The following is a 12,134-nucleotide window of genomic DNA, read 5'->3' as shown; positions in this document are numbered from 1 at the left end:
AAATTAGGTTATTTGGCTCGTCTTTTTCTGTTAGAATAAAATTTTGAGAATAGAAAGTTAATTTTGAGAATAAAAAAAATAGACAAACAACCTTTCAGTCATTTGTCTATTCTCTATGTTCTTTATTCTATTCTCTTAAAAGATTATTTCTCTAAAGCAAATCTTCTTGAAACTTCAGTCCAATTGATTACGTTGAAAAATGCTTCAATATAATCAGGTCTTCTGTTTTGGTAGTTTAAGTAGTAAGCATGTTCCCAAACGTCCATTGCCAAAATAGGAGTTCCGCCACAACCTACTCCTGGCATTAATGGATTGTCTTGATTAGGTGTACCGCAAACCTCAAGTTTCCCTCCTTTTTGTACACAAAGCCAAGCCCATCCTGAACCAAATTGTGTAGCACCCGCTTTGCTAAAACTAGCTTTGAACTCTTCAAAAGTTCCAAAAGCACTTTCTATAGCAGCAAGTAAATCACCAGTAGGTAAACCGCCACCATTAGGTGTCATTACAGTCCAAAATAAGTTATGGTTGTAAAATCCACCACCGTTGTTGCGTACAGCTGCGTTTTTTAAATCCAGATTAATTAAAATATTTTCAATGGTTTTACCTTCCATATCTGTTCCTGCAATGGCAGCATTCAAATTGGTTGTGTAAGCATTGTGGTGCTTAGAATGGTGGATTTCCATTGTACGAGCATCAATATGTGGTTCTAATGCATCGTATGCATAAGGTAATTGTGGTAATTCAAAAGCCATGATATAATTGTTTTATAAGTGAATTAATATATTATTCAAATTTAAACATTAAAGTTTGGAAACGGAAATTCTATTTCGTTATAATTTCATTAAATTAATTGACAGTCTGCTAAGTGGGATTATTACAGCTATTCTTGATATTGTCCCTCCATTGCGACCAAGACCTTGACCCTATCAAGACGTTTTGCATTTGCATTATCTTTTAATATTAAACAACAGCAACGAACCAAACATACAATTTGGCTCTTTGGTTGCTGTTTTTTATCTACATGGTTAGTAAAAGCGTTTAGTTACATATTTCCAGCTTTTTAAATTCACTTTCAGTAAAAATATAAGTGAATTTAAAATTATTGTCTGAAATTTTTTCATACCTATAGTTGGATATCACTAAAGGGCCCTCTCCTTCGATTAATGAAATGCTTTTATATGTTTTACACATGTCATTATTTACTTTAATTATTAGAATATCTCTAAAAGGTGGTAAATAATCATTTGCTTTCACTGCACACGAACCTAGATAATCATATTTTTCAGATAATTGAGAGTTAGGCAAAATTTTACCAATAGGTGTTTCTAAACTATAACTAGAACTGTTTATGTATACAAATTCGGAGATAACTAAACAATCCTTCTCTTCTTGAGAACAAGATATATTTAATCCGAATAACAATGTACTAAAAATCCCAAGTATTAAATAACGCATCCAAATTATTTTCTGTAGCATTGTTATATCTGTTTTTAATGTTATTTCTCCAACTTATCCATGACTTTTCACCATTTAGAGCGTCTTCGATTTGTCTTATTGTATATCCTTCTACCTGATCATTACCACCTACTACATCAATCATATCCACAACTACTCCTGTATATCTGTTATTATAGCCTCTGCTGTAATTGGGATAAACAACTCTTGTCAATTCCCACTCAACGCCAGCGGCCCAAGATTCTTTGATTCGAGATTCAGAGTCATCGAAACTACTTCTATTCATATTCCAATGCGAGGCATGTGCTAGTTCATGTATAACCGTGGAATAAGTACTCACTGCTCCACGTTGATAAGTATAAATCTTTACTTGAGCACCTAAAAATCTTCTTTCTTCTTTGTGAGTGCCCAAATTACCATCGCCTGAAACATTTTCTAAAAAAGCCTTAATTTTCATCTTTGTTTTCCAAAATGAATTTTGTGGAGGTCTTCTAAGCCCTTTAATATCTTTATAGTAATAATGGTGTGCTGCTCTAAAAATCGTAGCGTAATATTCTTGCTTATCGTCTCGAAGGTTTAGATCCCAATTGCCTTCTCTTTTTGGACCATTGAATGTAGCGCCGTTGAGCCAGTGGTCTTGCAATGCAAAATCATACCGATCCCAGTCTATACTATAATTAGCGTCTCTTTTAAAAGTGCCGTCACAGGAATAAAACCCATCAGCACCAACCCATCCTCTATGAGTGGTAAACCATCGTCTGGCTCTCACCTGAGCACCTTCTACGCCAACAAAGGTTTGCATAGAATCGTCCCATACTCTAATTCTGCCAGCGGGTCGCCAACTATTGTTCATTGTTTTACCGGTTATATTTGCGGTGCTTGATATGCCAAGATTATTGGTAATTCTTAGTGCTTCTTCTACTAATGCATCGATCAGTGCTACCGAGACCATTTTGCCGTTTATTTTTCGCATCGTAGCCTCTGGCTTCTCACTATTTCCAATTCGACTAGTAGGAGCATAATATACATCAGGAATAAAAAGTTCTTCTAGGATGATTGTTTTAACAGTACGTGATTCTGCAACTGATCCATCTGGATTATAAACAACAGTATTATCCGTGACTACATCATCAGTTACTTCTACAGCGCAGTATTGCGGTGTTGGTTGGTCTGCTGGGGTTTCTGGATCACGATAGTAATCCCCAGTAAGTTGAATTTCATAATCTAATGGATAATCATAAAGTACAAGGGTCGAATCTACCGTTAGATTATCCAATTCTTGCTCTGTTTTTGGCGCAAATTTGATATATAAATGCGTTGCAACAATTTCTAAATCTTCGGTAGCCATTTTAGCACCTAATTTTGATTTTTTCAAGTTCTCCAACGCTTTTTTCATATTCTTTACCGAATAAGGATTTTCTAATTTCCTGCCCAATTGCGTAGCCACTCCTTTTTGTTCCCTAGAGATAGTGTCATCCTATGAGTTGGATTCAATGTCGCTACACGGTGATACAACAGTTGCCAGAAATAATCCTAAAGCAATCATTTTAAATTTTTGTGTCACAGTTTTTTATTTTTTGGTTTCTCAAAGCTATGAAACCTATTTTAATTTGTAGCTATCATGTTGTAAGATTTTTTCTTTTTATACCTATTGTTAATTTTGATGCTAAAAGACGCCAGTAAAAAGACTATTGCTTTGTGCTGTAAACAGTTAAAATTAATAAAATAGTCAAAAGATTTATCATTAAAAATGCTGGCAGCTTTTTTTTTGAATATACAAATCAGCTTTATAACTAGGGTAAATAAATACCTTATTACATGTTGTTTTTAATTTGACCATAACTCTAGATTTAGAACTAAAGGAGTTGTACAATTTTGAAAATTAGAAATACTCAACTTTGCGCCATAGCCATACAAACAATACTTATCTTTGCTCCAGGAATTTTTAACAATGCCCTAGAGCAGGCTTCAAGCGTAGCGCCTGTAGTAATTACATCATCTACAATAAGAAAATGTTTGTTGTGATCTTTTTCATCAAATACAACATCAAACACGCTTTCTATTCCCTCAGTGCGGCCTAGTAGATTTTTCTTTGATTGTGTTTTTGAGTATATATTTCTGTGTAAAATAGTATCGTTGTAACTAATTTTTAAGTTTGATGAAAGTGCTTTCCCAAAAGTAGTAACTTGATTATAACCTCTTTCTCGAAGCTTCTTTGGGTGTAAAGGAACCGGAATTATGGCATCTACATCTTGTAGAGCTTCAACTTTTTTTAATTCATGAGTATACCAATCCCCAATAAGTGTTCCTACTTTTTCATGACCTTTGTATTTTAAATTGTGAATGAGTTGCTGGACAATGCCTTTTTTTCTAAAATAAAATAAAGCTGATGCATGAATTACAGGAATTCGTCCATAGAATTTTTTGAACGCTTCATTGTTTTCCATCAAATGATGATTTGTCAAGGGAATGTTGTGTCTGCAAAGGGTACAAATCACTAATTCATTGGCAACCAAAAAAGAATTGCACCCTGAACAAACTTTTGGAAAAAAGAGATTTATAAAGCTTTCAAACATAGAATCAGGTATTTATTGATAAAAATAAACAAATCAATGGTCCATTGACTCATAATTTTCTTTTTTTTATGTTCACTTTTTATATTTTTGCAGTACTATGGCAAAACAAGAAGATTTATTTAAGAATGTAATTTCGCATGCAAAAGAGTACGGATTTATTTTTCCGTCAAGCGAAATTTACGATGGTTTAAGTGCAGTCTATGATTATGCACAAAACGGAGTAGAATTAAAAAAGAACATTCGCGAGTACTGGTGGAAAGCAATGGTGCAAATGAACGAAAATATTGTAGGCCTTGATGCTGCAATATTGATGCATCCTACCACCTGGAAAGCCTCAGGTCACGTTGATGCTTTTAATGACCCGTTGATAGACAACAAAGATTCAAAAAGAAGATACAGAGCCGATGTTTTAATAGAGGATTATGCCGAAAAATTAAATGTAAAGGCAAAAAAAGAAATCGAAAAAGCAAAAGTTCGTTTTGGAGATGCTTTCAATGAGCAAGAATTCATTACAACTAATGCGAGAGTGGTGGAATATTTAGCCAAAGAGAGAGAAATTCTAGAAAGAATGGGTCGCTCATTAGGCAACGGAGATCTTGAGGATGTGAAGGCTTTGATAGAAGAGTTAGAAATTGCTTGTCCAGAATCTGGTTCTCGTAATTGGACCGAAGTGCGTCAATTCAACTTGATGTTTGGTACTAAACTAGGAGCCTCAGCAGATACGGCAATGGATTTATACTTGCGTCCAGAAACGGCTCAAGGTATTTTTGTAAACTTTTTAAATGTGCAAAAATCTGGACGAATGAAAGTTCCTTTTGGAATTGCACAAACCGGTAAAGCGTTTAGAAATGAAATCGTAGCGAGACAATTCATCTTTCGTATGCGTGAGTTTGAACAAATGGAGATGCAATTTTTTGTGCGTCCAGGCGAAGAAATGAAGCATTATGAGTTTTGGAAAGAAGCCCGACTAAAATGGCATTTATCTCTAGGTTTAGGGAAAGAAAGATACCGCTTTCACGATCACGAAAAACTAGCACATTACGCTAATGCTGCTGCTGATATAGAATTTGATTTTCCTTTTGGATTCAAAGAATTAGAAGGAATTCACTCTAGAACTGATTTCGATTTGAAAGCGCATGAACAATTTTCAGGTAGAAAATTACAGTATTTTGATGCTGAATTGAATCAGAATTACGTGCCGTATGTGGTAGAAACTTCGGTAGGATTAGATAGAATGTTCTTGGCGGTTTTTGCAACTTCGTTAAAAGAAGAAACGCTTGAAGATGGATCTACTAGAACAGTACTTAAATTACCTTCAGTGCTTGCTCCTACAAAAGCAGCTATTTTACCATTAGTTAAAAAAGATGGATTGCCAGAAATCGCTAGACAAATTATTGACGATTTGAAATGGGATTTCAGTGTATCGTATGATGAAAAAGATGCAGTAGGAAGACGTTACCGTAGACAAGACGCATTAGGAACTCCATTTTGCATTACCGTAGATCATCAAACTATTGAAGATCAAACAGTAACTATACGTCATAGAGATAGTATGAAACAAGATCGTGTAGCTATTGCGGATTTAAAAGCCATTATTGAAAATGAAGTTTCAATGAAAAATTGGTTGATGAAAATGTAATACATGATTATTATAGCATAAGAAAGCTTCTCAATTGAGAAGCTTTTTTGCTTAGAAACGGTAGCCTAATGTTATACCACCACGTGGTACAAGATCATAAACGTTATTGTTAAATAAATTTTGCCCTACTCCTGCATTGATTTCAAAGACAAAGCCACAATTGTTAATCCATTTAGAACCAAAACCAAACCTTAAGGACAAAACCTAAGGCAACAGCAGTAAGTCTTTTATCTCGTTGATTATAGTTTTGACCATCATTAAAGGAATAAGTCTCTACCTCAGAATTTATCAGACCAAATCCTTCTATAAAAAATCCAACAACTGGTTTTTTTTGTAATATAAGTACGGTTGTATGGTGTTACATAATAAAAAGAACTAACATCTTCTCATTTTCCATAAAGAAAAGATATACCAACACCAGCATCCTTAGTAACCAGCCGTTCCATACGTTATTTCTACTACACCCGCTATTAAAAATATAGCATTTCTTTTTTCTAGACGGTTGGCATTTCTTTTTCGTGGCTGAACATTATACAGCAGTAGAATAAGGATAATCAAGCACTCATTTTTCCCATAATATTTTTTTGATTAAAGTCCGATGAATTTAAATTAAAATCATTTTTACTGCAAAAATATCTTCATGGTTTTTGATTCTTTTTTTAGATGTGACATCATTAGATATTTAAAATTGCTAAAAAAAATTAGTGTTACTCGGTTTTAAATTGTTTCTACTAACCAACATATTCATTCTTCAATCTAGGTAGATTTGGTAGACAGAAAATTCATTTCCATAGTTTTTTAGAACCGAAAAGGTAATATTGTATATTTATATTGTTATTTTAATTACAATAAAAACAGTATTCTTTATTTGTTGAAAAACATGAAATAGAGTGAATTACACAATTTAAAAACTACAATGCAATATAAATACATAATTATAGATGACGACCCAGAAAGTCTCTTGGAAACCAAAGCCGTTGCTGATGGTTTTCCAGAACTACATTACTTAGGTTCGGCATTTAATGCCACCAATGGCTTAGATCTTGTATTAGAAAATAAACCTGAGATCGTTTTTATTGAGATAGATCCTATAGACCACAATTCTAATTTGGGATTGCACTTTATAGATAGTCTTTACAAATATTTGCCAATACTACCCATTATTGTAGTTATTACTCGTGATAAAAAACTAGCGTATGACTCTTTTCAATATGGTGTTAGAGAATATTTGGTTAAACCAGTTGAGCCTTCCACCATGGTAAAATTTTTGTTAAGATTGAACAAAAAGGTAGAAAAGGATGGAATTACAAATGAGATTGCAACATTTCACCATCAACTGTTTCCAGAAGGAAGTTCAGTTCCTGAAGTGCAATCCTTGCGGTTGTGTATTAAATCATACGGTGACTACCGGTACATTGATGCAAAAGACATCTGTTTCCTCAAAGCAGATAACAATTCTACAGATATTCATTTGAACAATGGGGAATTAATAACGGCTTTTAAAACCCTAAAATACTTTGAAACAGTTTTGTCTCAACCCTTCACGAGGATTCATAAAAGTTACATTGTGAACAGAAATTACATTTCTAGAATTCATAGCGGGAATGCTCTTTGCTACATAAAAAACTCCAACGCACGTATACCTTATTCTAAAATGTACAAAGTAAATGTTGACCAAATCATCACTGATTTTGCTAATGGAAATTATTTAGAAATATAAATTCCTACATTTTACCCTAGTTTCATACCCGTACACTCGTACACAGACTTGTTCTACCATTAACCCATTTTTATTGGTTGTTGTTTACTTTTTGTATAGTAGTTTTACCTCACGATAAGCTGTTAATCAGCATTATAAAGAGTTAAAATAATATAAATATAAAACCCCAAATCATGAAAAAATCAATTACAACATTAGGATTATTCGCATTACTATTGGCACTTACATCGGTAGAATCAAACGCACATATTACTCCATTAAGTAATAACAACGGACAAATCGAGATTTTGAATTTAAATACGATGAAGTTGGAACATGGTGGTAATGGTTCTGTTAATAACGATAAAAAAGATGATGACCGTCCTAGGCAATCACCTACTTTATTAGACAAAATTTCTGACTGGTGGGATAGTTTATAATTGTAAATAAAGCACGATTGACAAAAATCATTTTTAATATTTATTTATGAAAAATACAATTATTACAAGTTTATTTGTGCTCATGATATTGGCGCTAACTTCCTTTACGTTTAAAACTAAATCTATTTCTACAATTAAAAAAGAGTCTAAAAGAACAGTATACCAAATTGATAAACTTAAAAGAGATCTTAGTGGGAATACATCAATAGGAGGAAATAAAAAAAATGATTAATTCCTTTTACTGTTAAAATTAATTAAAGCTGTCAAATTCATGACAGCTTTTTTTTTGACAACCGTTTAATTCCCTATTTTTGATAGTTTAATACCTAATTCTATTGAAAAAATATTTTTTTGTTGTTTTATTATTTTATTTTCTGTGTAACGGTTGCACACAAAAAAAAACACAGACCATGGATAAGACATATTCAAAGGATAGTTTAGAGATATTTTTTTCTTTAGCTAATAATTTTGATTTAACACTTCATCAAAGACTAACTTACATACAAAAAGCTTCTACAATAGTTGATCGTCAAAGTAATGATTCTATTTATCGGAATAATTTGTTTAAAATAGCCAATCGATATTATAATTTAGATCGTTTTGAAGATTTTAAAAATACAGCTCATCAAATTATAAAAAAAGCGGAAGAAAAAAAAGATGCATATGGTATAGCAAAAGGCAATGCTTATTTGGGGGATTATTATTTGCTACAAGTAAAAGCTGATAGCACTTTTTATTATTATAACATTGCTGAGAATAAATATGTAGAGTTGAACGATACTTATAATGTTGCGTTAACTATTCTTAACAAAGCTACATTACAATATAAAGAGAGTGATTTTCTAGGTTCAGAACTGGCAATTTCTAAAGCTTTAAAGTTGATTAAAAATAAAAATTACAATGATATTCGTTATGATTGTTTTAATATTTTAGGCCAAATTTATAACGGACTTGAGGATTATGACCGAGCTGTTGCTTATCACAATATGGCTTTGGCAAGTATAGATGATTATCTTTTAAAATCATTTTCACAACCCAAAGCAACTTCATATAACAATATAGGTTTTGTATATTTAAACCAAAAAAAATATAAATATGCAAAAAAGTACTTTGAAGAGGGACTAACACAGGAAAACGTTTTTAAAGATAAGCCTTCTCTTTATGCAATGTTATTGAATAATTTAGCATATACTAAGTTTAAACTTGAAGAAAACAAAGGTCTTCCACAATTGTTTTTTAAATCGTTACAAATCCGAGATAGTTTACAAATAACAACTGGTATTATCGCTAGTAAACTAAATATTTCGGAATATCTTCTCTGGAAAAGAGATACTTTAAAAGCAAAACAATTTGCTAATGACGCTTTAATTTTATCAAAAAAGACCAATAATTATCGTGAAATTTTAAATTCTCTCAAACAACTCTCAATCATAGAGCCTAGAAACGCAACAAAATACACTAGAGAATATATCATTGTTAGTGAAAAACTTCAAAAATCAGATCGAGCGATAGGAAATAAATTTTCAAGAATTGAATACGAAACAGAAGAAGTTATTGAAAAGAATGACTATTTAACCACTAAAAATAGGAATTTATTGTACGGTTTAATTTCATTTGGAGTTTTTGGACTATTGTTATATCTTATTAAAAATCAAAAAAATAGAAACAAGGTATTGCTTTATAAACAAAGACAACAAAAAGCAAATGAAGATATTTATAATCTAATGATTTCGCAACAAAGCACGATAGACTTAGGTAGGGTTAAAGAAAAGAAAAGAGTGGCTCAAGAGTTGCACGATGGAGTTTTGGGTAGAATATTTGGTCTTAGGATTAACTTAGATACCTTGAACCAATTTGATGATTCAAATGCTATTGAAAAACGAAATGGATATTTAGTAGAACTGCGTAATATTGAGCAAGATTTACGAGAAATATCTCATGACTTGAGTCGAGAAAATAAAGAATTGATCAATAATTTTGTTGTCATATTGCATAATCTTCTCGACGAGCAAAGAAAAACATTCAGTATTCCTGTACAGAGCAGTATTGATAATAGTATTAATTGGGATACAATAAGTAATTCTATCAAAATCAACATTTATAGAATTGTGCAAGAAAGTTTACAAAACATAAATAAATATGCACATGCTAATTCCATACAAGTGAAGTGTTTAAAAAATGGAGATCAATTAATTTTAGAAATTATTGATGACGGAATTGGTTTTAACACTATCAAAGCAAAAAAAGGAATAGGTTTGCAAAACATCAGGTCAAGAGCCTTAGATTGTAATGGAACTGCAATAATTAATTCTATTATTAGTAAAGGAACCCACATTACAATAACAATACATTTAGTATAAAACCTTAATACTAGAAAAGAATGACAATTGAAGCCCCAGCTCAAGTACAATTTAAGAATAATATATTAATCGTAGACGATCACCCTTTTATAATTGAGGGGTACAAGAATGCAATTACTCGTTATAAAACCGATCAATACATATTTAAAATTGATCAAGCCAAAAACTGCGAAACAGCTTATGATATTATTACTAGTCCCGAAACGGCTCCTTTTGATATTGCTTTCCTTGACATCAGTATGCCTCCTTTTGAAAGTAAAAATATTTTCTCAGGTGAGGATTTAGCTAAGTTACTCCAAACATACATGCCGAATTGTAAAATTATTTTACTGACCATGTACACTGAATTATTGAAAATCAAAACGATTGTTAAAACCATCAATCCAGTAGGTTTGATTGTAAAAAATGATCTTAATTTTGAAGTTTTGATTTTTGCAATTGACACGATTATCAACAATAAAAAATACTACAGTGATTCTATTGTAAGTATGTTGGAATTAGTAGATGCAGATGCAGTTGAGATAGACGTTTTTGACAAACAAATATTATTTCACTTATCTAAAGGAACAAAAAAAAGTGAATTACCACAATATATTCTTTTATCAGCAGGTGCAATTGAGAGAAGAAAGAAAGATTTAATGTTACTCTTAAAAATTGAAAGCGGATTAGATAAAGATCTGGTTCAAGAGGCTAAAGCTAAAGGTTTGTTATATTAATTATTTTGTACCAATTTTATTTTGAATCAACATCAAAGGGCATTAGTATACAACTATATAGAGATTCTTTTTATCAGATAAAAAATGCCCCAAAAAGTCTTGAACTTCTTGGGGCATTTTTAAATAGGTATTGTTTTTAACCTCAGTAGTTATTCACTTAAAGCATCCCATCCACGTGCTTTGAGTGGAATCTTGGTATTTGCACGCGTAATTAAATGAATTCCTTCACTTTCTTGGGTCATGTGACCAATAATTGTAAAGTTTGGATTGGCTTTTATTTTCTCAAAATCTTGTATTGAGATGGTAAATAGCAACTCGTAATCTTCGCCGCCATTGATGGCAACAGTAGTACTATCTATATTAAACTCTTCGCAAACATTGATAAACTGCGGGTCAATAGGTAATTTATCTTCATATAAATTACAACCTACTTTTGATTGTTTGCAAATGTGCATGATCTCTGATGATAATCCATCTGATATATCAATCATAGCTGTGGGTTTTACTTCTAAAGCATGCAATAATGTACGCACATCTTTTCGAGCTTCTGGCTTTAATTGACGTTCTATCAAATAAGTATAAGCGTCTAAGTCAGGTTGATTATTTGGATTCACTTGAAACACTTGTTTCTCTCTCTCTAGGACTTGTAAACCCATGTAGGCAGCACCAATATCTCCAGTAACAACTAGTAAATCAGTTTCCTTAGCTCCATTTCTATATACGATTTCGTCTTCATTGGCTTCGCCAATAGCTGTAATACTTATGATCAATCCTTTTTGAGATGAGGTAGTATCTCCGCCAATCACATCTACTTTATATTCTGCAGCGGCATGTGTAATACCGTCAAATAATTCTTCAAGAGCTTCTAGTGGAAATCTGTTAGAAACTGCAACCGAAACGGTTATTTGAGTTGCCTTAGCATTCATGGCACAAATATCCGAAATGTTAACAACTACCGCTTTGTATCCTAGATGTTTTAAAGGCATGTATGCCAAATCAAAATGCACTCCTTCAATTAACAAGTCAGTAGATACTACTACTTTTTTGTCCTTGAAGTCTAAAACAGCTGCGTCATCACCAATTCCTTTTAGAGTAGAAGCTTGTGTAATTTCGAAGTTTTTTGTCAAGTGATCTATTAGGCCAAATTCTCCTAGTTGAGCAATGCTGGTGCGTTGTGGGTTTTTATCTTCTATCATGTAGCAAAGGTACAAAGGATTTTTGTTTGTCGCAAAGACTCATGCTGTCGAAC

11 protein-coding genes are annotated in these 12,134 nt (G+C 32.4%); 6 read left to right on the top strand and 5 right to left on the bottom strand.

All coding sequences use genetic code 11. The features are described from left to right. Nucleotides 1-143 precede the first annotated feature (143 nt). The 4 genes from FJV36_RS02290 to FJV36_RS02275 form a co-directional block, all read right to left on the bottom strand. The gene (locus FJV36_RS02290; RefSeq protein WP_158730288.1) at nt 144-752 is read right to left on the bottom strand and encodes a superoxide dismutase; all 609 of its coding nucleotides are present in this window, start codon (nt 750-752) and stop codon (nt 144-146) included. 286 nt (nt 753-1,038) lie between these two features. Further along, nucleotides 1,039-1,455 (bottom strand): hypothetical protein, encoded by a 417-nt coding sequence (locus FJV36_RS02285; protein ID WP_158730289.1) that lies wholly within the window; start codon nt 1,453-1,455, stop codon nt 1,039-1,041. Next, nucleotides 1,427-2,830: a hypothetical protein gene (locus tag FJV36_RS02280; protein ID WP_158980818.1), complete on the bottom strand. Its 1,404-nt coding sequence runs from the start codon at nt 2,828-2,830 to the stop codon at nt 1,427-1,429. Before FJV36_RS02280 ends, FJV36_RS02285 begins: the two co-directional genes overlap by 29 nt. Nucleotides 2,831-3,347: 517 nt before the next feature. Then, nucleotides 3,348-4,031: a ComF family protein gene (locus FJV36_RS02275; RefSeq protein ID WP_158730291.1), complete on the bottom strand. Its 684-nt coding sequence runs from the start codon at nt 4,029-4,031 to the stop codon at nt 3,348-3,350. A gap of 97 nt (nt 4,032-4,128) precedes the next feature. On the opposite strand from FJV36_RS02275, the gene FJV36_RS02270 reads away from it, so the two are divergent. The 6 genes from FJV36_RS02270 to FJV36_RS02245 all read left to right on the top strand — a co-directional run bounded on the left by FJV36_RS02270 (nt 4,129) and on the right by FJV36_RS02245 (nt 10,885). Beyond that, complete coding sequence (locus FJV36_RS02270; RefSeq protein ID WP_158730292.1) at nt 4,129-5,670, top strand: glycine--tRNA ligase; 1,542 nt, start codon at nt 4,129-4,131, stop codon at nt 5,668-5,670. 916 nt (nt 5,671-6,586) lie between these two features. Then, entirely contained in the window at nt 6,587-7,390 is an 804-nt protein-coding gene (locus FJV36_RS02265; RefSeq protein ID WP_158730293.1) for a LytTR family DNA-binding domain-containing protein, read from the top strand. Nucleotides 7,391-7,563: 173 nt separating this feature from the next. Continuing rightward, a complete protein-coding gene (locus FJV36_RS02260) occupies nt 7,564-7,809 on the top strand; it encodes a hypothetical protein (protein ID WP_158730294.1) in 246 nt (81 codons plus the stop codon). Nucleotides 7,810-7,855: 46 nt separating this feature from the next. Further along, nucleotides 7,856-8,041 (top strand): hypothetical protein, encoded by a 186-nt coding sequence (locus FJV36_RS02255; protein WP_158730295.1) that lies wholly within the window; start codon nt 7,856-7,858, stop codon nt 8,039-8,041. A 103-nt stretch (nt 8,042-8,144) separates the two neighbouring features. Continuing rightward, a complete protein-coding gene (locus FJV36_RS02250) occupies nt 8,145-10,169 on the top strand; it encodes an ATP-binding protein (protein WP_233264615.1) in 2,025 nt (674 codons plus the stop codon). A gap of 20 nt (nt 10,170-10,189) precedes the next feature. Further along, nucleotides 10,190-10,885 (top strand): response regulator, encoded by a 696-nt coding sequence (locus tag FJV36_RS02245; protein WP_158730296.1) that lies wholly within the window; start codon nt 10,190-10,192, stop codon nt 10,883-10,885. Between the two features lie 149 nt (nt 10,886-11,034). Here FJV36_RS02245 and thiL read toward each other — a convergent pair whose 3' ends face one another. Beyond that, entirely contained in the window at nt 11,035-12,081 is a 1,047-nt protein-coding gene (gene thiL, locus FJV36_RS02240) for a thiamine-phosphate kinase (RefSeq protein WP_158730297.1), read from the bottom strand. Between the last annotated feature and the right edge of the window lie 53 nt (nt 12,082-12,134).

Source organism: Flavobacterium sp. I-STPP5a (assembly GCF_009764685.1).
Lineage (GTDB): Bacteria > Bacteroidota > Bacteroidia > Flavobacteriales > Flavobacteriaceae > Flavobacterium.
Note: the sequence above shows the minus strand (reverse complement) of the source record. Positions and strands in the feature narration are given on the sequence as shown.

What these genes read in the sequence shown, in the direction of transcription:
- FJV36_RS02255 (WP_158730295.1), top strand. Translation starts at nt 7,856, where the DNA reads ATGAAAAATACAATTATTACAAGTTTATTTGTGCTCATGATATTGGCG.
- FJV36_RS02260 (WP_158730294.1), top strand. Translation starts at nt 7,564, where the DNA reads ATGAAAAAATCAATTACAACATTAGGATTATTCGCATTACTATTGGCA.
- FJV36_RS02270 (WP_158730292.1), top strand. Translation starts at nt 4,129, where the DNA reads ATGGCAAAACAAGAAGATTTATTTAAGAATGTAATTTCGCATGCAAAA.
- FJV36_RS02265 (WP_158730293.1), top strand. Translation starts at nt 6,587, where the DNA reads ATGCAATATAAATACATAATTATAGATGACGACCCAGAAAGTCTCTTG.
- FJV36_RS02275 (WP_158730291.1), bottom strand. Translation starts at nt 4,031, where the DNA reads ATGTTTGAAAGCTTTATAAATCTCTTTTTTCCAAAAGTTTGTTCAGGG.
- FJV36_RS02285 (WP_158730289.1), bottom strand. Translation starts at nt 1,455, where the DNA reads ATGCGTTATTTAATACTTGGGATTTTTAGTACATTGTTATTCGGATTA.
- thiL (WP_158730297.1), bottom strand. Translation starts at nt 12,081, where the DNA reads ATGATAGAAGATAAAAACCCACAACGCACCAGCATTGCTCAACTAGGA.
- FJV36_RS02290 (WP_158730288.1), bottom strand. Translation starts at nt 752, where the DNA reads ATGGCTTTTGAATTACCACAATTACCTTATGCATACGATGCATTAGAA.
- FJV36_RS02245 (WP_158730296.1), top strand. Translation starts at nt 10,190, where the DNA reads ATGACAATTGAAGCCCCAGCTCAAGTACAATTTAAGAATAATATATTA.